We start from the raw sequence: 25,055 nt of genomic DNA, 5'->3' as shown, positions 1-25,055 counted from the left end.
ACCATCTTAAGCCATCCTGAGTTTGCCCTTGAACTTGGCATAGAGTGCATAGTCAACGTATTTCCTCTTGCTGATGATTTCAGAAACGGCTGGGGCGAGGTCCCTCTTTTTCTCTATCTCGTCTGTGACCTCTATTATGAATGCGTCACTCCCGGCCCCTGAACCATAGGAAACTGCAAGTATCCTTGCCCCTGGTTCTGCAACGTCCAGTGTTGCTGCAAGGCCTATTGGTGTTGCACCGGAGTATGTGTTACCTATTACCGGTGTTAAAAGCCCCGGTTTCACCTGTTCGCTTTCAAATCCAAGTTTTTTCGCTGCCTTCAGGTAGAACTTTCCGTTTGGCTGGTGGAAAACCGCGTAGTCAAAGTCACCTGCAGAGAGGCCCGTCTTTTCCATCATACCCCTTGCAGCGCCAAGAACGTGTTTGAAGTAAGCGGGTTCACCTGTGAACCTTCCACCGTGTCGGGGGTATGGCATTCCCTCCCTCCTGTAGAAGTCGGGGGTGTCGGTGGTGAAACTGTAGGTTTCCTTTATCTCTGCAAGACAGTTCTCATTTCCTATGACGTAGGCCGCCCCGCCTGCTGATGCTGTGTATTCAAGGGCATCCCCCGGTGCCCCCTGGGCTGTATCTGCGCCAACAGCAAGGCCGTATTCAATGATTCCTGAGTCAACAAGTCCCATACAGGCCTGTATACCTGCGGTTCCTGCTTTACATGCGAATTCAAGGTCAGCAGCTGTCATTTCAGGAGTTGCCTCCACGGCCTCTGCGACGATTGTTGCTGTTGGTTTGACTGCATAGGGGTGGGATTCTGAACCAACATAGACGGCCCCTATCCTTGAGGGGTCTATCTGGCTTCTTTTGAGGGCGTTTCGGGCAGCCTCCACTGAGATTGTTGCGGTGTCCTCATCTGGACCTGGAACTGATTTCTCTTCAACAACCAGTCCCCTTGATATGGCCTGGGGGTCGTCTCCCCAGACCCTCGCTATTTCTTCAACCTTTATTCTGTATGATGGAATGTAAACTCCATATCCAACGATTCCAGCCATGAGTATCACACCATTAATATTAGTCTGGATCCTGTTATTATCTAGAATTAAAGTACTTATCCTTTGCTCTACTATCGGGGTTTCTAATATATATAGCTGATATATGGCTGGCCACTTCCCATGGGAGGAGGTGCAGATTACATCTAATGGAGTTTCAATCGGAATAAACAGTTAAAATCAGCCAGAAACAGGTTTATTGTGAATTAATGGGTCACTTTAAAGGAACAGTTTAGCATATACACTAGAATTAACAAGTTACTGGCATCAGAAACAGTTTTTATGCGGTTGCCGGGATTTGAACCCGGGTCGCGGGCTTGGAAGGCCCGAGTCCTAACCAGACTAGACTACAACCGCTATGCGGCGTCCGGGATTTGAACCCGGGTCGCTGGCGTGGCAGGCCAGTGTCTTAACCAGGCTGGACTAACGCCGCAATTCGTAGGCATAGAAAAGGTTTGAAATCATCATATATAAAATTTTCTATTTTCTTCCCGAACACTCCCTGTGGAGGTCCTCCCTGCAGTGGGAACTGCTTTTACCGGGCTCCACACAATTTATAAATGGAGGTTATTCATGGGGGTAGCATCGTCCAGCGAGAGGTTCCATGAGGTGGATGCCATGAGGGGCATCGCTGTTGTGATGATGATCATATACCATGTGATCTTTGACCTCAATTTCCTTGGAGCGGTGGAACTGGATATGAACTCACCGCTGATCTGGCTCACCGGGAGGCTGGCCGCATTTCTCTTCATATTCCTTGTGGGAGTATCACTCAGCCTCAGCCACTCCAGAAGGGGTTCTGGGTGCCCTGGACATTACATTAAGAGGGGTATCAGGATATTCCTCTACGGCCTCCTGATAACTGCTGCCACCTGGATATACCCCCATAAGGGATTCATAGTGTTCGGGGTGCTGCATTTCATAGGCGCTGCTGTTATCATCACATACCCATTTGCAGGAAGAAGGGTACTCTCGGTTATCGCAGCCCTACTGGCTCTGGCGACAGGGATGTGGGTTTCAGGCTTGAGGGTGGACACCCAATTTTTTGTCTGGTTTGGACTGAAGCCCCCTGGATTTTACACACTCGACTACTTTCCCCTGCTTCCATGGATCGGTATTGTCCTTCTCGGTATCTTCACAGGGGATACCCTCTATCCCGGATACAGGAGGAGATGGAAGGGAAAGTTCCCAGGAAGAAACCCTGCACTTGAATTTCTGGGAAAAAACTCACTGGCCATTTACTTTGTTCATCAGCCCATAATACTGGCTTTCATATGGTTTTTGATGAATATTTAAATGTTAAAGCACCACCTCTTTCTGATGTAAGTTTTTGCTGACCATCCTTATGGATTGATTGCAAGCAGAAACCTGCAAGCATCAGGACCTATGTCTGTGCATACCTCCCTATGGACTTGTAGTCAGCAAAATGAGGGGCTTAGTATTACAGGCAATCTCTTTATATATGGTAAAAAATTATAAGCTACTGGAAACTTACAGTTACCAACAAGAGGAGGTAATATTACGAATGCAAAGAAAGGATTTATTCTGAGTTTTCTTCTTGCACTTGCAGTGTACCTGATACCATTACCTGGCCTTAAGGCCTCAGGACACGCAGCAATATCCTTACTTGTTTTCGCGGTTTCAATGTGGGCAACGGAGTCTGTTCCACTGGCGGTAACATCTCTCATAATACTCTTTGCACAGCCACTTATCGGCGTTGAGAGCTTTGAAAATGCTGTTATAGGATTCGCAAACCCCATACTCTTCCTCATGATAGGCGGTTTCATAATGGCTGAGGCCATAAGGAAGAGTGGCCTTGCACAGAGATTCACATACTACCTTTTAAGGAGACTTGGAACATCACCCGAGAGAGGCCTCTTTGTGAGCATATTCTCCACGGGCCTTCTCTCAGCGTGGATCGAGAACGTGGTGGCATTTGCAATGCTCCTTCCAATCATAAAGGAGATAGTGGATATAATGGGCTGTTCTGAGCCTGAGAGGGGGAGGAGTAACTATGCAAAGGCAATGATACTGGGGGCATCATTCGGGTCCCTTGCAGGTGGCTTCGGTACAGAGATAGGGACAGCCCCCAACCTCATGGCGGCTGCCTACACCCAGATACCCTTCATCAACTGGATGATCTTCGGGTTCCCCCTTGCAGTTGCAATGCTCTTTGTAATATGGTTTGTCCTCATGAGGATATTCCCCAGTGAGGTCACAGCCCTATGTGACGGTGACGCAGTTATAGGGAAGAAACTGATGGAACTTGGTGAGGTTAAAAGGGAGGAGAAGGTCAGCGCCGGGATACTCCTATTCGCAATTCTGCTCTGGGTGACAGCTGGCTGGACAGGCATCAACAGCTACTCGGTTTCACTGATAGCCGCGGTGATGTTCATCTTCGCCGGTGTTATAACCTGGAAGGACGCCCAGAAGAATATTGACTGGGGCCTCATTGTGTTCTTTGGGGGTGCACTTTCCCTTGGAAGCGCCCTCCTCAAGACTGGTGCCGCCGCATGGCTGATAAATGACCTTGTCAGGATGCTGGGATCTGACCCATCAACGATTCTTGTCATGCTGGTCCTCATGGTCCTTGCAGTGCTTATAACTCAGGTGATGTCAAATATAGCACTATCAGCGATCCTGGTTCCGCTTTCAGTGACCCTTGCAGGTGCACAGCATCAGCCGGTGGGGATATACGCGGTTCCGGTTGCCATAGCATGTTCACTGTCCTTCATGCTACCAATGGCTGATCCAACCGTTGCAATGGCCTATGGTTCTGGCTACGTTAAGCTCCGTGACATACCCCGGGCAGGGATTCCAGTGATAGTGGTGGGTATCATCCTGACGGTCCTTGTGATTACAACACTCGCGGTGCCGTTCATAGCATAGAATCAACGATTTGGACTCTGTCCAATAAAAAAAGCTTTTTTAATTTTTTTAAGAATAATTCCTTAATTTTTGGATAGGTTTTAAGAAAAAAAAGGATTTGTGGAGGATATGCATCAGGGTCCTTTTTCTTCTAATCCCCTTCTATGATGTCCTCAATGATGGATAGGTCCATGTTCTCCTCGACTATCTCCGCCAGGCGGTCAATTGAGAACCTCCTTGAGGCATCGAAGTGGTCGTCCACATAGTCAAGCTTTTCAAGACCCTTCCTCTCCCTCAGAAGGTTGGTGAAGTACCTCCTGAATCTGAAGTTGTGGAATATGCCGTGGAAGTAGGTACCCGCCACGTTCCCATCGGCGGCACCATCGAATCCCATGGTGTATGTGTTACCAAAGCCCCTCTTCACCTTCATGAGTGGTTTAACATAACCCAGGACTGTGGTTCCCTCATGGAGCTCATAGCCCTCCACGGTTTCCCCTGCAATACCTGAGAACAGGCCGGCACCGGTTATCTCCCCTTCACTCCGGGATATTATCTTACCATCACCTGTGAATGTGGTTTTGCAGTCAAGGAGGTTGAGGCCATCCACGCTTCCCAGCTTTGACTCCTGAAGCCCCTCATCAATGATACTCCTCCCAAGCATCTGAAAACCACCGCATATACCGAATACTGGTATCTCACGGCTCAGATCCCTGATCTCATCGGCAAAGCCATTATCCCTCAGATACATGAGGTCGCTTATGGTGTTCCTGGTTCCAGGGATTATGATGGCGTCAAGGCCCTCGAGGCTGTCACCGGCCTCTATGAGCCTCACGGCAACGTCCTCCTCGTACTCAAGGGGGTCTATGTCTGTGAAGTTGGATATTCGGGGAAGCCTCATGACACCGATCTTCACATCACCCCTTCCACGGTACTTCCGCTCTGCGAGCGAGGCTGAATCCTCCTCAGGAAGCTTCAGACTCTCGTCGTAGGGGAGCACACCAAGCACAGGCACCCCTGTTATTTCCTCAATCCTTTCTATACCGGGCATGAGGATTTCAAGGTTTCCCCTGAACTTGTTTATGACAACACCCTTTATCCGGGACCTGTCACGCTTATCGAGAAGCATCAGGGTGCCTGCAATTGAGGCGAAAACTCCCCCACGGTCTATATCAGCAACAAGTATAACATCGGCGTCTGCAAGGTGGGCTATTTCCATATTGGCAAGGTCGCGGTCCCTCATGTTTATTTCGGCAGGGGATCCGGCCCCCTCAATCACGATGATATCATATCGCTCCTTAAGGTAATCAAGGGACTCCCTTATGGCCTTAAGGGCGGTTTCCCGGAACCCTGTCTGGTACTCCTGGAAGTTCATGTTCCCGGCGGGTCTGCCGTGGACTATGACCTGGGATGTGAAGTCCTCCTTGGGTTTGAGGAGTATGGGGTTCATGTGATATGATGGCCTGATGCCTGCAGCCTCTGCCTGGAGGACCTGGGCCACCGCTATCTCCCTGTTCTCATGGGTTGTGAAGGAATTCAGTGACATGTTCTGGGATTTGAAGGGGGCAACCCGGTAGCCCCTCTTTGAGAATATGCGGCAGAGTGCAGCCACAAGGACACTCTTACCGGCACTTGATGATGTCCCCTGCACCATTATACATTTTGAACTCATTTCTTCACCACTTCTGGGCTGCTGTGATCCTAAGATCTATTGATCACTAAAATCTTAAATACCTTGCCGGCATAAATATTATTTGAGTCTATTTGATTTATTATGTGGAGATGGTTGGATGTCCGGTGTTTCTCCTGAAAGCCCTTTACTGTCTGATGAGGACCTTAAATCAGTATTTGAGACAGTTATACATAACAGCCCCGATGGGGTGATTACAGTTAACTCTGAGGGCATTATCGTATTCTCAAACCCTGCTGCAGATAGGATGTTTGGATACACATCCCTTGAGGGTAAAAGGGTTGATTTACTTGTCCCGGAATCCCTCCGGGATGACCTAAAGGCCAAGATGAGAGAATACCGGATGGAGGGGGAGCACGAACTCGCAGGGAGGGTTTTTGAAACCACATCCCTCCGATCAGATGGGACTGAGTTTCCTGTTGAAATGAGCCTGAACCCTGCACGGACATCAGGGGGCCTTTTCCTGACCTCAATAATCAGGGATATCTCAGAGAGGCGGAGAATGGAGGATGAGGTTCACAGAAGGGAGGAGCAGTTCAGGGACCTCTTTGAGAACGCCAATGACATGATACAGGCGGTTGACCCTGATGGCAGATTCGTATATGTGAACAGGGCCTGGATGGAGACCCTGGGTTACACTGAGGACGACATTGAGAATCTCACAATATTTGATGTGATACACCCCGACAAGCTGGATGAGTGCCGTGAGATCTTCAGCCGTGTAATGAGCGGGGAGAGCATCCCCCTCGTTGAAACCGCATTCATAACAAAGGATGGTAAGAAGATCTTTGTGGAGGGAAACGTCAATGTCCGCATAAGGGATGGTGAGGTTGAGTACAGCCGGGCAATCTTCAGGGATGTGACAGAGAGGTTGAAGTTCCAGCGCGAACTCGAAAGGCTGGCGTCCATCGTGGAGTCCTCGGGGGATGGAATCGTAAGCTATGACCTTGAAGGGAACATAATTGACTGGAACAGGGGTGCTGAGAGGATATACGGTTACAGTGCAGATGAGATCAGGGGACAGAACGTCTCTATTCTCATGGATGAGGAGGAATTTGAAAGGCTCAGGGGCCTCATATCTGAGGTGAGATCCGGTAAACTTGTTTCAAACTTTGAGGCCAGAAGGTTCAGGAAGGATGGGGAGGAGATATGGCTTTCCATTTCACTCTCACCACTCAAGGACGTTAATGGCGAGATTATAGGGGTATCCACCATTGCAAGGGATATAACTGAGATGAAGAGGACACAGGAGGCCCTCAGAGAGAGTGAGGAGAAGTACCGTAAAATCGTTGAGAAATTTATCCAGAATGCCCTTGCCCTCATATCCGAGATAAACCGCTGACCCCTGGAGATACCTTTATAAGTGACATCACCATATATTAAAATAAAAATTTGTAAGTAAAATATTTTAGGCAGAAGGGATAACCATAAACTGTGATTTTATTTTAACCACTTTACTTAATGGAGGCATTTGAATAGAAATGAAAACCACCATTAAAAACTTCAGAACTGAAGGATCTGTTTCATATGAAGGTACTGACGATAAGAAGGAATCAGGGAGAAGCCTTTCATATGAAACCTCAAAGGACATAGATGTCCCTGAAAGACTCATAGATCAGATCATAGGTCAGGAAGAGGCAGTTGAGACCATAAAAAAGGCTGCAGAACAGAGGCGTAACGTATTATTAATAGGTGAACCCGGGGTCGGCAAATCAATGCTGGCCAAGGCAATGGCGGAACTCCTGCCCCGGGAGAAACTCCAGGACATACTGGTTTACCCCAACATAGATGACCCAAACAACCCCCTCATAGGTACTGTACCCGCTGGGGAGGGCAGGAAAATCGTCATGAACCACAAGAACAGGGCAAGGGCACAGGATGAGAAGAAGAACCTCTTCATGATGCTCATAATATCATTCATCCTTGTCCTCGGCTTCATGGTTAACCAGTTCCTTGCAGCCATAATAGCGGCGGGTATAGTCTTCCTGGCCCTCCAGCAGTTCAGGCCAAGGACCACCGTCATGGTGCCCAAGCTCTTGGTCAACAACGAGGGAAGGCAGGTTGCCCCATTCGTGGATGCAACCGGTGCCCATGCAGGTGCGCTCCTTGGGGATGTGAGGCACGACCCCTACCAGTCAGGAGGCCTTGGCACACCGGCACATGAGAGGGTCGAGGCCGGGATGATACACAGGGCCAACAAGGGGGTCCTCTACATAGACGAGATAGGGACAATGAAGATGAAGACCCAGCAGGAACTCCTCACAGCCATGCAGGAGAAGAAATACTCCATCACGGGTCAGAGCGAGACAAGCAGCGGTGCAATGGTGCGCTCACAGGCCGTCCCCTGTGACTTTGTTCTCGTGGCGTCAGGTAACCTTCAGGTGCTTGAGGGCATGCACCCTGCCCTCCGTTCAAGGATTAGGGGATACGGTTACGAGGTTTTCATGAAGGACACAATGCCTGATACACCTGAAAACAGGGACAAACTTGTCCAGTTCGTTGCACAGGAAGTTGAAAAGGATGGAAGGATCCCCCACTTCAGCAGGGAGGCCATAGAGGAGATAATAAGGGAGGCCCAGAGGAGGGCCGGTAAGAAGGATTCACTCACACTCAAACTCCGTGAACTCGGGGGTCTTGTGAGGGCTGCAGGGGACATTGCCAAGAGCCGTGGCGCGGAACTGGTTGAGACAAGGGATGTGATGGAGGCAAAGAAACTTTCAAGGACACTCGAACAGCAGATCGCGGACCGATACATTGTACAGAAGAAGAAGTACAGTGTCTTCAAATCAGAGGGTGGGGAGGTCGGACGTGTCAATGGACTTGCAATAATCGGTGACAGAAGCGGCATCATCCTCCCGATAGCTGCAGAGGCAGCCCCCGCCCAGAGCAAGGAGGAGGGGAGGATAATCGCCACAGGTAAACTGGGTGAGATTGCCCGTGAAGCTGTTCAGAACGTAAGTGCCCTCATCAAGAAATACACAGGTACAGACATATCAAATTACGACATACACATCCAGTTCCTCCAGGCATATGATGGTGTGGAGGGTGACAGTGCAAGCGTTTCAGTGGCAACAGCCGTGATATCAGCCCTCGAGGAGATACCCGTGGACCAGTCAGTCGCCCTAACAGGCTCACTGAGCATACGTGGAGATGTGCTCCCTGTGGGTGGGGTTACAGGGAAAATAGAGGCGGCTGCAGAGGCAGGGATAAAGAAGGTACTCATACCAGCCTCCAACATGGGGGACGTCATGATTGAGAAGAGGTATGAGGATAAGGTTAAGATAATACCCGTTGAGACCCTCGGTGATGTCCTGGAACACGCCCTCATTGGTAAGGGCAAGGAGAGCCTCCTTGAGAGGATGCAGAAAATAAGTGATATAGTACCCTCAATCATGAAGAAGCCAGCCATGCACTGATTTAGATGAGCTGGACTTATTTCCCATTTTTTGACTTTTAAAGGGTCTTTGCAGTAGATTATTGTTTTTTACTCTTTAGTAGAGGGTCCACGTTTTAATGTCAAAATAAAAAAATTATTTTATGGCCTCTGCAATCAGGGGGGCCACCGAGATCTCACTCACCTCTGATTTCAGGGTGTCCGTTGCAATCACCCGCTCAACACCTGCAGAGAATATCTTGAGCAGGGCGTCCTCCACAAGGACAGGGTGGACACAGCAGACGGTTATGCTTGAGGCCCCGCAGTTTCTTAAAATTCCCGCGGCGTTCACAATCGTACCCCCGGTACTTATGATGTCATCCACCACCACCGCGTCCATCCCCTCAACATCCAGGTCCCTAACCCTGGTCTCAACGGTTTCAGGGGAAAGCCTCACCTTCTCCATGTAATCGCATTCACATCCAAGTATGCTGCTGACCTCCCTGGCATGGCCCATGGCACCCTTATCGGGTGCGATGATCACAGGGTCATCCAGGAATGAGATGTGCCTGGCTATGAGGGGCATGGCAGAGAGTTCAGTTACAGGTACGGTGAAGAATTCGCTGAGGCAGTTCTCATGGAGGTTCACGGTTATGATCTCATCTGCACCAGCGGCCTCAAGGAGGCGGGCAACTATCCTGGCTGACACAGCCTCTCCACTCTTGAATCGCCGCTCCTGCCTCCCGTAACCGAAGTAGGGTATCACAGCCCGTACATAATCCGCCCCAAGATCCTTAAGGTTCTCCATCATGAAGAGGAGTTCCATGAGGTTCTCATCCTGGGGGTAACCTGTCGACTGGACAACGGTGACCTCACCATCAACCTCGCCCTTAACACGGATGTAACGCTCCCCATCAGGGAATTTACGGGTTTCAACCGGGCAAAGCCTATCATCAAGCAAATCTGCAACGCTTGCAGCCAGTTTCTGTGATGCTGAACAACCTATTATCATGAAAAATCACCTGCATGATTAACAATTTTTATATAGATAACTCTATTAATTCTAATTATAAAATTTTGTCAGACCAGAGAGGTGAAATGGTTGCATGAACTATCCATGGCCGATGCAATTGTAAGGACAGTCATCGATGCTGCAGAGAAGAACGATGCAGTGGAGGTCCTGGAGGTCACAATTGAGATCGGTCAGCTCACTCTACTTAACCCTGAACAGATCAGATTCATGCTGGAGGTCCTCAGCGAGGGCACAATACTTGAAGGGGCAGATTTTAACCTTGAGGTTGTCCCGGTTGAAATAGAATGCAAATGTGGGTATGAGGGCGTGGTTGAAGCCGATGAACTTGACCACTTTGCCCCAGTCATAAGCTGCCCTGAATGCGGGGGACATGAGTTCCAGGTGATGGCTGGCAGGGAATGCAACGTCAGGAACATAAAAATTGAGAAGAGGGAATAGAGGAGGAATTCCATGCATAAGATAGCAGAGGTTGAAATTCAGAATGATATTCTCCTTGCAAACAGAAAACTTGCCAAGAAAAACCAGAGGCGCCTTGACAGGTCCAACGTCTTTGCAGTTGACTTTTTAGGTGCAATAGGATCAGGAAAGACAACACTCATAGAGAGGCTCATTGAGAACATGGACAGAAAGGTTGCGGTCATTGCAGGGGATGTTATAAGTAAATTTGACGCCGGGAGGTTCGAAAGGTACGGCGTGCCAGTTGTCGGGCTGAACACAGGTAAGGAATGCCACCTTGACGCTCATCTAGTTGAACACGCACTTGAGGATCTCCCACTTGAGGAGGTGGACATCCTTTTCATTGAAAACGTTGGTAACCTCATATGTCCAGTGGACTTTGACCTTGGATCACATATGAGGGTCGTTGTTGTGAGCTCCACAGAGGGCGATGATACTGTGGAGAAGCACCCCCTCATATTCAGGGAGGCCGACCTTGTGGTTATCAACAAAGCCGACCTTGCAGATGCCGTTGGTGCAGATCTCGATAAGATGGTTGAGGATGTTAAACATATCAACCCCGATGTAAGGGTGCTTAAAACCAGTTTAAAAACAGGTGAAGGTGTCCAGGAGATAATTGATGCCATTGAGGATGCCATGGCCGATTAAAATTTTATGGTGGTCCCCTTGAAGGTATGGATTGACATTACAAACGCCCCTCACGTGAGGTTTTTCAGGGACATCATCACCCACCTCCAGGACGAGGGGGAGGATGTGATCATAACCGCAAGGAAGTTCGGGGATATACACAGACTCATGAACCTCTTTGGCTTTGAATTCACCTCGATAGGTAAACACGGTGTGACACTCGCTGAAAAGCTCCTTGAGAGTACCAAGAGGGCTTACAAGCTCTCAAAATTTATAGCCGAAGAGAAACCTGATGTTGGCCTTTCAAAACATTCAATAGAGCTTCCGAGGGTCACATTTGGTCTTGGAATCCCCAGTGTCTATGTACTGGACAATGAACATGCCATTGCAGCCAACAAGCTGACACTCCCACTCTGTGATCATATAATCATGCCTGAGGTCATTGACCTCTGGGATATAATGAAGACAGGGGCTGACCCCAACAGGATAACAAGGTACAGGGGGACATCTGAGATAATCCACTTCCAGAACTTTGAGTACAATGAGAACATCTTCGAGGACCTGAACCTGAAACTTGAAAGGGAGAAGACAATACTCATGAGGCCGGAACCATCGCTGGCCTCCTACCTGGATGCCGACTGCCATGAATCTGTGCTCACACCAATAGTGGAGGTTCTAAAGGATTACGCCAACATCCTCATCATCCCACGGTTCAGGGAACAGGAAGAGATCTTCAGGGGATACGACAATGTCACCATAATCAAGCCGCCGGTTGACACATTCAGCCTCATGAAGAGGTGCGACCTTGTAATCGGTGCAGGGGGGACCATGAACAGGGAGGCCGCCCTACTGGGCACACCTGTCATATCATGTTACCCTGGAAAGCCGCTTTCGGTTGACAGGTTCTACATTGAGAATGGGCTGATGTACAGGTCAACGGATGTTGACGAGATAGTCAACATGGCACTGAGGCTTCTTGTTTCACGAAAGGGTATGAAGGAAATCAAAACAGACGACCTTTTCAGAATAATAATTGACAGTGTCTATGAGGCCGCTGATTCAGGACCTAAAAAGTAGAATTGATGGACTGGCCGGGATTTGAACCCGGGGCCTCCGCCATGCCAAGGCGACGCTCTACCAACCTGAGCTACCAGCCCTAACACAGTATACATTAAGTCTTTTCATATTTAAACTTAACCCCTTAAAAGTTCTCCAGTTCATTAATATCTCCGGTGGTTTGCTTGATCTTAAGGAATGTGAGGGAGGAGGATTTCACTGCTATAGCGGAACTGGCATTCAGATGTCCCCCCATGGTTACAGAGAGGAACTCAATCTACCATATATTCACAAGGTTCTTCAGCAGCACTTCCTTTGTTGCAGAGGAGGATGGAAGGATCACTGGCTTTCTCCTGGGATTCATATCCCAGGACGACCCTCATGAGGCATACATTCATCTTCTCTGTGTCTCACCACACCTCAGGGGAAGGGGCGTGGCATCCCGGCTTCTTGAGGTCTTCACAGAAACTGTGAGGCGGAAGGGGGTTAATGTGATATACCTTATAACAAAACCAGTGAACCAGAGGGCGATAAGATTTTACCTTAAAAATGGGTTCAGGGCGGTGGAGGAGGGTGAAACAGTCGATGCTGGTCCTGTGAAGGCGGTGGCAGATTACAATGGTCCCGGTGAGGACATGGTGGTATTCAGAAGACTCATCTGACGCTAAAAGACCCATGGGGATGCATCCCTGCTATCCCCAACGGGTGCTTGGGGTCCGGAAAAACTTTTTAAGATGGCCCCCAATATAAGGATGTATCTGATAATCTGATAAATTTCTGGAGGATTAAATTGGCCCTCATAGCACAGAATCACCTTCAGTTCATAGTAGAGGTCGGCATCCTCATGTATGCTGCCATGATATTCCTGCTGAACCTGGCGCCCCTTTCCCTCAGCATGATACTGTTCCTCTGCCTGGTGCTGGGGATAGGATTCAATATAATATTTGGCCTTGATGTTGTGGCACTCTTCATGTCCTTTGGGCAGAGTGAATTCACGCACCCATTTGGCCCCATAGCACTTCTTGTTACCATATCATCCCTTGCAGCCCTTGCAATCATGGAGGACTCAGGGGTTGAGGTGGGGGGACTCAGGGGATTTGTTTATATCCTCATGGCGGGCATAACCGTTTTTGGGGGTCTCATGCACAGGTCATTCCTTCTCCTGTGGCTCCTTGGGCTGCTGATAGGTTTCTTCCTGATCTCTAAGTCAATGAGGCAGAAATCCATCATAACAGTTAAGAGGGTTCTTGGCTTCGCTTTCATCGCGGTCGCAGGATTCGGGGGCCTGGAGTTACTCTCAAGAATACTTCAGATGCCTGTTTTAAGCCCCCTCCTCCGTATAGAGAGGCTTGAAACCTTTTCACTGCCAAGCCTCAAACTTGTACTCAAGAACACCACCCTCCTTGGACATAACCCCATGTCATCCTACTGGGGTGAACTCTCAAGTGGATTTGCAGACGGCTATATTTCACTGCCACTCCAGCTGATACTCTTCTTTGGCCTCCCCTTCCCGGTCTTCTATGGCATACTGGTCAACAAGAAGGATGTAATAGATTACATGGTGCCGGGAATATTTGGATGGGCATACGACTTTGGTTACATTACAATGGTCTTCCTTTTAATCTGGTGTGTGGGCATCATTATCATGGGCCTCAGGATGCTCTACATGTACCGGGATATGAGGGAAAATGGCTCAAAAACGTACCTTGGAAGGGAGGTCCTCCTCACAGGCGCACTTGCAGCCTTCATGTCCCAGGCCCTCATAGGACTCTTCATAATAAACAGGACAATAAACGGAACAGCGCTCATGACATTCATATTTCTTAGCTCACTCATATTCGCCACTTCATTTGGAGTGAAGGAATAATTCAGTATTCAGGGAGTGTATATATATGAAAGCTTTGATGATACTCGGATGCCCGGAGTCCCCGGTGCAGGTTCCCCTGGCAATTTACACATCACATAAACTCAGGAAGAAGGGGTTCAGTGTTACCCTAACAGCAAATCCCGCTGCAATAAGGCTTGTACAGGTTGCGGATCCAGAGGGTGTATACACGGGTGAACTCACTGACCTCGACTCCTGCCTCAATGAGCTCTCTGAGGGGGACTACGAATTCCTTGTAGGCTTTGTACCCAATGATGCTGCCACCGCGTACCTCGCAACCTTTGCAGGAATACTTAATACAGAAACACTGGCGGTAGTATTTGAAAGGGATGCGGACACCCTTGAAAAACTGGTTGATGCTGTTATGGAAGGTACAGAAGCCGAGGTAATAGCTGCGAGGGCACACCACAACCCGGCCCCACTGAGGGTCAGGATAGACAGATTCCTGGAGGAGCTATGATGTCATTCTGCATAGAGACCTACCTGCAGCAGTCCGACGACTATGAAATCCACATGACACGTTCAGGGTTCAGGGAATGTGCTGCATTCATTGAGAAAAAGGCAAAGAGGGTCGTCCACATAAGGCCCGGCGAGAAGATACTGGGTGCAAGGATAATAGGCATACCCCCGGTACCTGTTGGTATAGATAAGGAACGCTCAACCGTGATGATACCCTACACAAAGCCCTGTTATGGAACGGCTGTCATAGAGATACCCGTGGATGAGGATGAAATAGAGAGAATAATTGAAGTTGCAGAGCACTGACGGTGATAGAGTGATCACAACGGTGGTTGGAAGCTACCCCGCAACCCCCCGGGAACCTGAAACATTAAGGGAGCGAATTTCAAGTTTTATCGGGTCCTATGATGCCTGCAGACCCGCCATAGAGACTGCCGTGAGGGACCAGGTAAGGGCGGGCGTTGACATCATTTCAGATGGACAGGTGAGGGGGGACATGGTGGGCCACTTTGCAGAGGCAATGGGCGGCATGATGGTAAAGGATGGAGTATCAATCATATTTTCAAGGATAACACCCCCTGCAGGCTCCATAGGATCAGATGACCTGATATATGCGATTAAAATACTCAGGAAACTTACAGATGATGAATCAAAGGGTGTTAAGGGGATAATCACAGGACCATCCACCATGGCGCACGCCTCAAAGATAGAGGGATTCTACAGCCCCCAGAAGAGGGAAAGGGCAATTATGGATATGGCAGATGCCCTTAGGGTTGAGGCCGAACACCTACAGGATGCAGGGGCGCTCATGATACAGATAGATGAACCATTCCTCTCAACGGGTATGGTGGATATGGGGACAGCAAGAAGGGCTGTTAAACGCATTTCAGGGGCCCTCGATGTGGATGTCTCCCTCCATGTATGCGGTGACATCAGCGGGGTTATTGGGGAACTCCTCACATTCCCAGTTGATATGCTGGACCTTGAGTTTGCAGGAAGACCATCAAACCTTGAAGTGCTGGCAGAGAAATGGAGGGGTGATAAAAAACTGGGATTCGGGTGCGTTGACACATCAACTGAGGTTGTCGAGTCCACCGATACCATAAAAAACCTTATTGAAAGGGGTGCTGATATAGCCGGGGAGGATAACCTCTACATAGACCCTGACTGTGGAATGAGGAAACTTCCAAGGGAGGCGGCATTCTCCAAACTCAGAAACATGGTGAAGGCCGCATCAGAGTTTTAGGGGGTTCAAAGATGGCCTATGAGATAAGCGTCGATGAAATTGCAGAGGGCTGGCTTAAACTGGTTGAGAAGATAATGAGTGATGGGAGAGAGATAAGGGATGAAAGGGGGTCCCTCACAAGGGAGGTCATGAACACGGTTGTGACAATAAAAAACCCCCTAGGCAGGTCAGGAGACTTCTACCACCTCCCGGCCAGATCACTCATCAATATAAGGGTTCCTGAGGGGTACTTCTGGAGCGGGGAGAAACTTGAGAAGTACTCAGAACAGTTCCTCTCAGATGACAGGAAGGGATTCGTATACACCTATGGTAACCGTCTAAGGGCACACTTCGGTGTGGACCAGGTGGATAGGGCTATAGAGAGACTGAAAAACTGTAAAGAGTCCAGGAGGGCCACCATGGTCACATGGGACCCTAAAATAGATACTGAAAGTGATGAGGTCCCGTGCATGATCCTTGTGGACTTCAAAGTGAGGGAGGGGAGGCTCTTCACCACAGCACTCTGGCGCAGCCACGACATTTACGGGGCATGGTTCCCCAACGCCGTTGGCCTCGCCTACCTTGCAGATCACGTTGCATCGGAGGTGGGGGTTGAGGTGGGACATATAACCATCCACTCCATTAGCGCTCATATATATGAGGTTAACTTCAAAGAAGCAAAAGAGGTGATTAAAAATGGTTAGTGTGAACATTGAGGCAAAAAAGATAGTTGACCGGATGATTGAAGGTGCAGATGACCTTAAAATAAGCGTTGATAAACTTGAAAATGGATCAACAGTCATAGATTGTGGTGTTAACGTTGATGGTAGCATAAAGGCAGGTGAACTCTACACCGCGGTGTGCCTTGGAGGCCTTGCAGATGTGGGCATATCAATACCCGGTGACCTGTCAGAGAGGTTCGCCCTGCCCTCAGTCAAGATAAAGACAGACTTCCCGGCCATCTCAACACTGGGTGCCCAGAAGGCAGGCTGGTCAGTCAGTGTTGGTGACTTCTTTGCCCTTGGGTCAGGACCTGCAAGGGCACTTGCACTTAAGCCGGCAGAGACCTATGAGGAAATAGGCTACCAGGATGAGGCTGACATTGCAGTTCTCACCCTTGAAGCAGATAAACTTCCAGGGGAGGACGTCACAGACAAGATTGCAGAGGAATGTGATGTTTCACCGGAGAATGTTTACGTACTCGTGGCCCCAACATCATCCCTTGTGGGTTCAATACAGATCTCAGGTCGTGTGGTGGAGAACGGTACCTACAAGATGCTTGAGGCACTCCACTTTGATGTTAACAAGGTCAAATACGCCGCAGGTATAGCCCCAATAGCCCCCGTGGACCCTGATAGCCTGAAGGCAATGGGTAAAACCAATGACGCCGTCCTCTTTGGAGGCAGGACCTACTACTACATAGAATCAGAGGAGGGCGACGACATAAAATCCCTTGCAGAGAACCTGCCATCATCAGCCTCTGAGGGCTACGGTAAACCATTCTATGACGTATTCAAGGAGGCTGACTACGACTTCTACAAGATAGACAAGGGTATGTTCGCACCAGCAGAGGTCGTCATAAATGACCTCAGAACCGGTGAGGTCTTCAGGGCAGGTTTCGTCAATGAAGAACTCCTGATGAAGTCCTTTGGACTTTAATTTATTTCTTAACTTTTTTCTGGAGCAGCAGTTCATGCCATCAGTATCAGTAACTCACTGCCAGTCCTATGACCCTGAAGAGGTCAGGGATGGTGTTAGGGAGTGCCTGGATCACCTTGGGGGTGTTAAAAAATTCGCATCACCCGGTGACAGGGTCCTTCTGAAACCCAACATGCTCATGGCGGCCCCTCCTGAAAGACACGTCACAACACATCCAGCGGTTATCGAGGCGGTTGCAGAGCTCTTCATAGACACCGGGGCGGAGGTCAGAGTTGGGGACAGTCCAGGCGGATCCTTCAGGAATATAGAGAAGTTCTGGAGGGCCACAGGGATACTTGACGTGGCAGAGAGGCTTGATATTGAACTCATAAACTTTGAGGCATCTGGGTCATACATAATGGGAGGGGAGGGCTACCCCATCTCAAGGCCGGTTGTGGATAGTGACACCGTTGTCAACCTCCCCAAGCTCAAGACCCACTCCATGACCATCTTCACCTGTGCTGTAAAGAACATGTACGGTGCTGTACCAGGCTTCAGGAAGGCGGATTATCACAGGGAACACCCGGGGCCATCTGAGTTTGCTGAGAAGCTCCTCGAGATCTACCTGCTTGTAAATCCTGCACTCACAGTGGTGGATGGGGTTGTGGGGATGGAGGGCAATGGTCCCTCAGGAGGGGATCCAAGAGACCTTGGGCTTCTTCTGGCATCAGAGGATGCACTGGCACTTGACGTTTACATACCCCTGCTCCTGGGGATGGACCCGTTCAGGGTACCTGTGAATGAGGCTGCACGGCGGAGGAACCTTGCTCCTGACCCTTCAGATATAGAGATTCTGGGATTCGGGGCTGAAGTGGTGGATGACTTCAGGTGGCCCTCCAACATATACTACACCCTTGATCTGCTTCCATCGGGTCTTGCACGTGCGCTCATGAAACTCTGGTGGTCAAGGCCGGCCATAGACCCTGAAAGGTGCAGGAACTGTAATGTATGTGTTGAGAGCTGCCCTGCCGACGCCCTGAAGTCTGGGGCGCTGGTACCAGAGTTTGACTACTCCAGCTGCATCAACTGCCTCTGCTGCATGGAGGTATGCCCACACAGGGCTTTCTACCAGGATAAAAGCCTCCTCTACAGGCTTACCAGTCTGTTCTCGGGGGTGCTCAAATAGCTTTTTTTATGAAGGTTGACTGTGAGGCGCACACCAAAACTTTTATTGATATCTGATTCTGGGGGAACCCCACAAACCCCTGATCTGGTGAGGCGCACACCAAAACTTTTATTGATATAGGGCCATAACTAAAACCGGTGTTTCCATGGAATTCTATACAGAGGAGATTCCACTGCGAACCTCCATGCGGGTTGAACTCATTGATATAACCTCCATGGTTTCAGGGGTCCTCGCGTCATCCGGAATAAAGGAGGGAATACTGAACGTATTCTCAAGGCATTCCACATCAGCGATATTCATAAATGAAAATGAGACACGGCTCTTGGGGGACATAGAGTCAATGCTCTCAGGTATGGTGCCTTCAGGTGGTTCATATGGCCATAATGTAATAGATAACAATGCCGATTCCCACCTGAGGGCCGTGCTCCTTGGTGGGAGCCAGACTATTCCGGTGGTAAACGGGAAGATGGACCTGGGCACATGGCAGAGCATATTCTTTGCTGAACTTGACGGACCAAGAAACAGGAAGATCAGGGTTTCGGTTGCTGGTAAGCCCTGAAGGTTGGTTATTGGGGGCAGGGTTTCTGTGTAAACCCTAACCCAGTTATTTATTTTTTCCCCCTACTGGAGGATCACAACACCCACTGATCGGGATTTAGCTTGTTGATATTCACTTCTCCTCAAATTCAATTTCAAGGGCAATGACAGGGTACTCGAGGTTGAAGTTTGTCACAACCTCGGGGTGAACCTCACCGAAGAACCCTCTTATTCTCGATGATTCACCCTCAGATTCAATGGACGCACACCTCCCCCTTATGAATGATGGGTGGTCGAGGGGTTCCACTCTGAACTCATATCCAAGGTTCTCAACCACTGCAGCTGCAATTGACTTGATCTCGGTGAAACCCGCGCTTGAGTGGGTGATTGCACATGCCAGTTTCTTCACGGTACGTGTACGGGTCTCGGCTTTAGGATCAATGTATACCACGTCCCCAACCTCGAATATTCTCTGGGGGAGGTCCTCATGCCTGTTATCCTCAAGGAATTCAAGGAGACCATTCAGGAGGCTCTTGCGGATCATGGTCCGATCCTGTGAAATCGGCTGGGCAACCTGCACCCTTTCATCCTCCTCGAGTCGCATCTTCTGGTAGTGGCTCTCCTCACTTGTCAGCATGAGGCTCATCACCTCCTGGAAGCCCAGACCCACCATAACATCCCTTATGAATTTATCGGCCCTGTTCCAGTTATCCTCCTCTGCAATGGTTGCAACTTCAGGGATAAGGGGTTCGATCCTCCCTATGCAGTACTGGGTTGCTATGTTCTCCACAAGGTCAACCTCGTGGAGGATGTCCACCCTGTAGGCCGGGATAACCGCAAGGACCTCGTCAGGGGAGACGATGGATGCATCCATACGGGCCTTCATGAGGAGTTCTTTGATCTCAGCAGCGTCAAGTTCAATGCCTGTTATGTGTGAAGCTGTTGATACAGAGACACTCATCTCCTTTGGTGTGAGGTCAGGGAGCCTTAACTCAGATTCAGGGCGCCTCACCGTTACTGACCTTATGACACCACCAGACTCTGCAAATGATGTGCATATGATGTTCAGGGCCTGGTTAACTGCCCTCTCATCGGTCCCTGTAACATCAACGAGTATCCTCTCTGTCTCTGTGGTTAACTTGGTGAGTTCCCCGTTTATTATGGGGGGGAGGGAGAGCACATCTCCATTCTTATCGGTTATGAGGGGATAACGTTCATGGTCCCTCAGGAGATGTGCGTAGGCCACACCCTTGGGGTGCTCCTCCAGTATCTCCCGGGGTGTCATTTCACATACACTCTCAAGGGGGGTGAAGGTGACACCCTCAGGTTCAACTCCACTGTAGACGAAGGGGGGCTCAACACGGTCAAGGTCATGTATACCAATGGCCACCTTCTTCCGGTCACGCCCGATAACCCAGTGGAGGTCCTCCTGAAACTCCATGACCTGTTTAAGCTTCTTATCTGTGAATCTCACATTTTCAATGACAGCCATTCCAAGGTGGGGCCTCACATTGAGGACAGACTCATCAACAGTCACCTCAATGTCTGATTCAGGAACATCATAACTGGGCATGCCTGTTTCAATCCCCAGAAATCCCCTGAGGCTCCTTGCAACACCCTCAACCGAGAGGAGGTCAGGGCGGTTGGGGAAGAATTCAACCTTAATACCCTCATCATCAAAGTCCTCAATGTCACTCCCCATCATCGGCAGAACTTCAATGAGCCTTTCTCTATCAATGTCAATGCCCAGTTCCTTCAGGTCATCATAATCCAACGTTATAACAGGCATGGTGATCTCTCCGGTAAATATGATGGTTCAAATTATCATGGGTATCCAATAAATAATTAACCCGCCCCCTATCTCAAAATTCATATAGTCCAGGAAACAGAATACATAGAGGGGGTGTGAAGTTGAAGCACATTTTTTTGCTATATTTTTTGTAATCGCGATTCTCATGGGTGCAGCATCAGCAGCCGCTGTAAATCAGACACCTGCAAATAACAGCTGGAGCACCTGGGGGTCATCAGGGACCCATCACCATGAGGTGGACTCTGACTGCTGCTCGGTGGTGGTTAATGTTAATGAGAGTGACGCTGTCTTTGCCTACAGGAGGGATTCCACCTATGCCGCCACCCTCAGGATTCAGAAGACGATCTGGAATGGCAGGGAAACCCTGAAGGAATACAAGACCGTCAACGGATACTTCTTCCACACCATAATCTCAGAGGGTGGCTGGATGATGGGGGCCGGCGGACCCGATATAGTCTGGATAAACCGGGCCCTTGAGGCTATAGGGGGAGACATCATCCGGCGCGGTAACGTGACATCCTATGATATGAAGAGGGCCCACAGCCTCGTGAGAAAACTCGGCCTCGGACACTTTGTTATAAGGGGCCCGGGTGGTCAGGTAGGGGTTTCAATTTACAGGAGTGGCTACTCAAGGCTCTCAGTATTCAGGCTGCGGAATGGGGAGTACATAAGTGTACCCAACAGCCCATCCTATTACAGGAGAGGCTACTATTCACGCTGGAGTCAAAATCCCCTTAAGGCAGCGGTTTATGCTGCAGGGACAGACCGCTGGGGATACAACAGGCGAAACATACTTCTCTACGAGACCCTGAGCAGGGAAAACTCCACACTTCTGAGGGTGCACGCAACCTTTGATGGGGGCAGACTCCTTGGAAGAAACAGGGGAAGGCCCGATAACATAATATTCCTTGGAAAATATGTGGCAGCATCATCACTCCCACGGATACCCACCACAAAATTCATAGGGTCTCTGACACTGGGGAGAACAGGATAAAATTATTTTAAAAGGAAACGGGCCTTTTAGAGGGCAGAGAAGACCATTATGAAGAAAACCGATTCCACGGTGAAGTGGAGGGCCCTGTGATACAGCCATCCATGGTCCACCCCGCTCAGCTGATGGTAAAGATCCACAACAAGGTGTATGAGGGCTGCGAGGAACCCTATCTCAAATGAGAGAAACACAAGGGACAGCACTATGAAGTGGAAGAGGGCCTCCAGACCCTCATGGACCAGCCACAGCTGGATGTTCGATGAGACGGTCTCCTTTATTATCCCGGCAAGAAGTATGTAGAAATCAAAGAAGACATTCCAGAGTATCCTCGTGTGTATCTCATCACTTATTGCAAGGAAGAGTGCTATGTAGAACCAGATCAACTCCATTGGCATTCACCATATGAGAACTTGCTCTCCTTTTATTTCTTCACAAAGTTAGAGTATTCAAACATCTTTATAAAGATTGGGTAGTGAATATTATCATATAACTTTTCCAGCACTTCACAGCTTCTATCAGGGAGAGAATAAGATGACCGATAACCAGATCCCAAAGGATTACAACCATAAAAACGAGGTTAAATGGCAGAAAAAATGGCAGGAAGATGACATATACCGCTTCATAGGGTCAGGGACAAAGCCCAGGTACATCATAGACACGCCACCACCATACCCAACAGGATCCATACACATGGGCCACGTACTCAACTGGGTCTACATGGACATAATAGCAAGGTTCAGGAGGATGAGGGGATTCGATGTCCTCTTCCCCCAGGGCTGGGACTGTCATGGTCTCCCAACGGAGGTCAAGGTTGAGGAGACCCACAACATAAAGAAGAGTGACGTGTCACGTGAGGAATTCAGGCGCCTCTGTGTGGAACTCACACAGGAAAACATAAAGATGATGAAGGAGCAGATGCAGCGCCTTGGCTTCAGCCAGGACTGGAGCCACGAATTCGTGACCATGACCCCTGAGTACATGAGAAGAACCCAGCTCTCATTCCTCCGCATGTATGAGGACGGCCTCATATACCAGGGTGTGCACCCGGTCAACTGGTGCCCCAGGTGTGAGACTGCGATAGCCTTTGCAGAGGTCGAATACGTTGAGAACGAGACAAACCTCAACTATGTGAGGTTCCCTGTCGATGGTGGTGAAGATATAGAGATAGCCACAACAAGGCCGGAGCTCATGGCAGCCTGCGTGGCTGTGGCTGTGCACCCTGATGATGATAGATTCAGTGAATTTGAGGGTAAGGAGATAGAGGTACCCCTCTTCGGCCAGAAGGTTAAACTGATAAAGGACCCTGATGTTGACCCTGAATTCGGTACCGGTGCTGTCATGATATGTACCTTCGGGGACAAGACGGACGTTACCTGGGTCAACCGCCATAACCTTGACATTATAGAGGCGATAGATGAAAGGGGATATATGACAGAGGCCGCAGGCAAATATAAGGGTCTTACCATAAGGGAGTGCAAGGAACAGATAGTTGAGGACCTTGAAAGGGAGGGCTTCCTCCTGAGAAAGGAGCCTGTAAAGCAGAACGTGGGCACCTGCTGGAGGTGCAAGACACCGATAGAGATCCTGGTCAAGAAGCAGTGGTTTGTGGCGGTAAAGAAACTCATACCCGATGTTAGAAGGGCTGCTGAGGAAATGGAATGGGTGCCCGAACACATGAAGACGAGGCTCCTCAACTGGACAGGGTCCATGGACTGGGACTGGTGCATATCAAGGCAGAGGATATTCGCAACACCCATACCAGTGTGGTACTGTAAGGAATGCGGAAGGGTCCACGTTGCAGATGAGGATATGCTGCCAGTTGACCCAACAAGGGACGATCCAGGGATAAAATGTGAATGCGGAAGCACAGAATTCATTGGGGAGGAGGATGTCCTGGACACCTGGATGGACAGTTCAATATCCCCTCTCTCGGTTGCAGGATGGCCAGATGAATCCTACAGGGACCTCTTCCCCGCAAATCTGAGGCCACAGGGACACGACATAATCCGTACCTGGGCATTCTACACCATACTGAGATGCATGGCACTCACCGGTGAGAAACCCTTCAGTGAGATAGTGATAAACGGGATGGTCTTCGGGGAGGACGGACACAAGATGAGCAAGTCCCGGGGAAATGTTATAGCACCTGAGGAGGTCCTTGAGGACTACGGTGCCGATGCACTGAGGCTCTGGGCCGCAGGGAGTGTGCCAGGGTCAGACGTTCCATTTGCCTGGAAGGACGTGAAGTACGGCTACAAGTTCCTGAGGAAATTCTGGAATGCATTCAGATTCATAAGCATCCACCTGGGAGATGACAGGGAGGCGGAATTCAGACCGCTTGACCGCTGGATACTCTCCAGGCTCATGAACCTGGTGAGGGACGTTACAGAGAGTCTGGAGGAGTACAACTTCGCAGCAGCGGTGGGGAGGATCCAGAAGTTCGTCTGGCATGACTTCTGTGACGAGTACATCGAGGCTGTCAAGTACCGCCTGTACTCAGAGGGGGATGGGGCCTCAAGGGTGGCAGCCCAGACCACCCTCAGGATGGTTCTCGAGACATGCCTCAGGCTCCTTGCCCCGGTGACACCCCACTTCACAGAGGAGGTTCACCAGCACATCGGTGAGGGATCAATACATGTGAAAGGCTGGCCAGAGTACCGACCTGAGCTGGTTGACCCTGAGATCGAGAGGATGGGTGACATTTCAGTTGAGGTTATAGGTGAAATCAGGAGGTTCAAGTCATCATCAAAGATGCCCCTCAACGCACCCCTCCGATCAGCCACCATATACACGGATGAGGATTCAGCGGCAATGCTAGAACCATTCCTCCAGGACATAGCAGGGACAATGAATATATCTGAGGTGGGCCTTGAGACGGGTGAACCTGAAATAACAGAGAGGGTCGTGGAACTTGAACCGAGAATGGACAGGATAGGGCCCGAGTTCAGGGGAGACGCCCCGGCCATAATCTCCCATCTCCAGGGATCTGACCCCCAGGATGTCTACGATGAACTCCAGGAGAATGGGGAAATAGAGGTTGCTGGAAGAAGACTCACAGCTGAATACATAAGCTTCAGAAAGGAGGTTGTGGGAACAGCCGGCGAAAGGGTCGATGTGCTCAACATGGATGAACCTGAGATCATAATAGAAATCGTGCGATGATCCCCTCGAGGTGTTTCA

At 49.6% G+C, this 25,055-nt stretch carries 23 protein-coding genes and 3 tRNA genes; 18 read left to right on the top strand and 8 right to left on the bottom strand.

Annotation, left to right across the window (positions count from 1 at the left end; translation table 11 throughout):
* Positions 1 to 6: 6 nt before the first annotated feature.
* The 3 genes from MTBMA_RS05795 to MTBMA_RS05785 form a co-directional block, all read right to left on the bottom strand.
* Positions 7 to 1,047: a hydroxymethylglutaryl-CoA synthase gene (locus MTBMA_RS05795; RefSeq protein WP_013296000.1), complete on the bottom strand. Its 1,041-nt coding sequence runs from the start codon at positions 1,045 to 1,047 to the stop codon at positions 7 to 9.
* Positions 1,048 to 1,327: 280 nt separating this feature from the next.
* Positions 1,328 to 1,401: transfer RNA gene (locus MTBMA_RS05790), tRNA-Gly, on the bottom strand.
* Positions 1,402 to 1,403: 2 nt separating this feature from the next.
* Positions 1,404 to 1,477 (bottom strand) — tRNA-Gly (locus MTBMA_RS05785).
* A gap of 140 nt (positions 1,478 to 1,617) precedes the next feature.
* Here MTBMA_RS05785 and MTBMA_RS05780 point away from each other — a divergent pair.
* Complete coding sequence (locus MTBMA_RS05780; RefSeq protein ID WP_013295999.1) at positions 1,618 to 2,340, top strand: heparan-alpha-glucosaminide N-acetyltransferase; 723 nt, start codon at positions 1,618 to 1,620, stop codon at positions 2,338 to 2,340.
* Positions 2,341 to 2,562: 222 nt separating this feature from the next.
* Complete coding sequence (locus MTBMA_RS05775) at positions 2,563 to 3,933, top strand: DASS family sodium-coupled anion symporter (RefSeq protein ID WP_171770411.1); 1,371 nt, start codon at positions 2,563 to 2,565, stop codon at positions 3,931 to 3,933.
* A 130-nt stretch (positions 3,934 to 4,063) separates the two neighbouring features.
* On the opposite strand, the gene cobQ is transcribed toward MTBMA_RS05775, so the two are convergent.
* Entirely contained in the window at positions 4,064 to 5,581 is a 1,518-nt protein-coding gene (cobQ, locus tag MTBMA_RS05770) for a cobyric acid synthase CobQ (protein ID WP_013295997.1), read from the bottom strand.
* 118 nt (positions 5,582 to 5,699) lie between these two features.
* On the opposite strand from cobQ, the gene MTBMA_RS05765 reads away from it, so the two are divergent.
* Together MTBMA_RS05765 and lonB are read left to right on the top strand one after the other, a co-directional pair.
* Entirely contained in the window at positions 5,700 to 6,941 is a 1,242-nt protein-coding gene (locus MTBMA_RS05765; protein WP_013295996.1) for a PAS domain S-box protein, read from the top strand.
* Between the two features lie 139 nt (positions 6,942 to 7,080).
* Positions 7,081 to 9,015 carry an ATP-dependent protease LonB gene (lonB, locus tag MTBMA_RS05760; protein WP_013295995.1) on the top strand — a complete coding sequence of 645 codons (1,935 nt, stop codon included), beginning with the start codon at positions 7,081 to 7,083 and terminating at the stop codon, positions 9,013 to 9,015.
* Positions 9,016 to 9,129: 114 nt separating this feature from the next.
* Here lonB and MTBMA_RS05755 read toward each other — a convergent pair whose 3' ends face one another.
* Positions 9,130 to 9,984: a ribose-phosphate diphosphokinase gene (locus tag MTBMA_RS05755; protein WP_013295994.1), complete on the bottom strand. Its 855-nt coding sequence runs from the start codon at positions 9,982 to 9,984 to the stop codon at positions 9,130 to 9,132.
* A gap of 90 nt (positions 9,985 to 10,074) precedes the next feature.
* Between MTBMA_RS05755 and hypA the strand changes: the two genes are divergently transcribed.
* The 3 genes from hypA to MTBMA_RS05740 are packed head-to-tail and all read left to right on the top strand — an operon-like array spanning position 10,075 to position 12,165.
* Entirely contained in the window at positions 10,075 to 10,443 is a 369-nt protein-coding gene (gene hypA / locus MTBMA_RS05750) for a hydrogenase maturation nickel metallochaperone HypA (RefSeq protein ID WP_013295993.1), read from the top strand.
* Between the two features lie 12 nt (positions 10,444 to 10,455).
* Positions 10,456 to 11,109 (top strand): hydrogenase nickel incorporation protein HypB, encoded by a 654-nt coding sequence (gene hypB / locus MTBMA_RS05745; protein ID WP_013295992.1) that lies wholly within the window; start codon positions 10,456 to 10,458, stop codon positions 11,107 to 11,109.
* Positions 11,110 to 11,118: 9 nt separating this feature from the next.
* On the top strand, positions 11,119 to 12,165 hold the full coding sequence (locus MTBMA_RS05740) for a DUF354 domain-containing protein (RefSeq protein ID WP_048901293.1): 1,047 nt from the start codon (positions 11,119 to 11,121) through the stop codon (positions 12,163 to 12,165).
* Between the two features lie 6 nt (positions 12,166 to 12,171).
* Here the strand turns inward: MTBMA_RS05740 and MTBMA_RS05735 are convergent.
* Positions 12,172 to 12,245, bottom strand: a tRNA-Ala gene (locus MTBMA_RS05735).
* Between the two features lie 84 nt (positions 12,246 to 12,329).
* Between MTBMA_RS05735 and MTBMA_RS05730 the strand changes: the two genes are divergently transcribed.
* From MTBMA_RS05730 to MTBMA_RS05690, 9 genes are all read left to right on the top strand, one after another.
* Positions 12,330 to 12,806, top strand: coding sequence for a GNAT family N-acetyltransferase (locus MTBMA_RS05730; protein ID WP_013295990.1), 477 nt, complete (start codon positions 12,330 to 12,332; stop codon positions 12,804 to 12,806).
* 128 nt (positions 12,807 to 12,934) lie between these two features.
* Positions 12,935 to 14,011 (top strand): hypothetical protein, encoded by a 1,077-nt coding sequence (locus MTBMA_RS05725; RefSeq protein ID WP_013295989.1) that lies wholly within the window; start codon positions 12,935 to 12,937, stop codon positions 14,009 to 14,011.
* 25 nt (positions 14,012 to 14,036) lie between these two features.
* On the top strand, positions 14,037 to 14,489 hold the full coding sequence (locus MTBMA_RS05720; RefSeq protein ID WP_013295988.1) for a DUF1890 domain-containing protein: 453 nt from the start codon (positions 14,037 to 14,039) through the stop codon (positions 14,487 to 14,489).
* On the top strand, positions 14,489 to 14,794 hold the full coding sequence (locus MTBMA_RS05715; RefSeq protein WP_013295987.1) for a DUF1894 domain-containing protein: 306 nt from the start codon (positions 14,489 to 14,491) through the stop codon (positions 14,792 to 14,794). Before MTBMA_RS05720 ends, MTBMA_RS05715 begins: the two co-directional genes overlap by 1 nt.
* Positions 14,795 to 14,804: 10 nt before the next feature.
* Positions 14,805 to 15,734 (top strand): methionine synthase, encoded by a 930-nt coding sequence (locus MTBMA_RS05710; protein ID WP_013295986.1) that lies wholly within the window; start codon positions 14,805 to 14,807, stop codon positions 15,732 to 15,734.
* An 11-nt stretch (positions 15,735 to 15,745) separates the two neighbouring features.
* On the top strand, positions 15,746 to 16,417 hold the full coding sequence (locus tag MTBMA_RS05705; protein ID WP_013295985.1) for a thymidylate synthase: 672 nt from the start codon (positions 15,746 to 15,748) through the stop codon (positions 16,415 to 16,417).
* Positions 16,410 to 17,372, top strand: a complete 963-nt coding sequence (mch, locus tag MTBMA_RS05700) for a methenyltetrahydromethanopterin cyclohydrolase (RefSeq protein ID WP_013295984.1) — start codon at positions 16,410 to 16,412, stop codon at positions 17,370 to 17,372. The genes MTBMA_RS05705 and mch overlap by 8 nt, the downstream gene beginning before the upstream one ends.
* 34 nt (positions 17,373 to 17,406) lie before the next feature.
* On the top strand, positions 17,407 to 18,537 hold the full coding sequence (locus MTBMA_RS05695; protein WP_013295983.1) for a DUF362 domain-containing protein: 1,131 nt from the start codon (positions 17,407 to 17,409) through the stop codon (positions 18,535 to 18,537).
* A gap of 145 nt (positions 18,538 to 18,682) precedes the next feature.
* A complete protein-coding gene (locus tag MTBMA_RS05690) occupies positions 18,683 to 19,096 on the top strand; it encodes a secondary thiamine-phosphate synthase enzyme YjbQ (protein ID WP_013295982.1) in 414 nt (137 codons plus the stop codon).
* 111 nt (positions 19,097 to 19,207) lie between these two features.
* Here MTBMA_RS05690 and pheT read toward each other — a convergent pair whose 3' ends face one another.
* Positions 19,208 to 20,863, bottom strand: a complete 1,656-nt coding sequence (pheT, locus tag MTBMA_RS05685) for a phenylalanine--tRNA ligase subunit beta (protein WP_013295981.1) — start codon at positions 20,861 to 20,863, stop codon at positions 19,208 to 19,210.
* 166 nt (positions 20,864 to 21,029) lie between these two features.
* Between pheT and MTBMA_RS05680 the strand changes: the two genes are divergently transcribed.
* Positions 21,030 to 21,878: a hypothetical protein gene (locus MTBMA_RS05680; RefSeq protein WP_013295980.1), complete on the top strand. Its 849-nt coding sequence runs from the start codon at positions 21,030 to 21,032 to the stop codon at positions 21,876 to 21,878.
* A 26-nt stretch (positions 21,879 to 21,904) separates the two neighbouring features.
* On the opposite strand, the gene MTBMA_RS05675 is transcribed toward MTBMA_RS05680, so the two are convergent.
* Positions 21,905 to 22,264 carry a hypothetical protein gene (locus MTBMA_RS05675; protein WP_013295978.1) on the bottom strand — a complete coding sequence of 120 codons (360 nt, stop codon included), beginning with the start codon at positions 22,262 to 22,264 and terminating at the stop codon, positions 21,905 to 21,907.
* A gap of 142 nt (positions 22,265 to 22,406) precedes the next feature.
* Here MTBMA_RS05675 and MTBMA_RS05670 point away from each other — a divergent pair, with 142 nt between their 5' ends.
* Positions 22,407 to 25,037, top strand: a complete 2,631-nt coding sequence (locus MTBMA_RS05670) for a valine--tRNA ligase (RefSeq protein ID WP_013295977.1) — start codon at positions 22,407 to 22,409, stop codon at positions 25,035 to 25,037.
* The last annotated feature ends 18 nt before the right edge of the window (positions 25,038 to 25,055 follow it).

The sequence above is a fragment of the Methanothermobacter marburgensis str. Marburg genome (assembly GCF_000145295.1).
GTDB lineage: Archaea > Methanobacteriota > Methanobacteria > Methanobacteriales > Methanothermobacteraceae > Methanothermobacter > Methanothermobacter marburgensis.
This window is presented reverse-complemented; position numbering and strand designations above follow the sequence as displayed.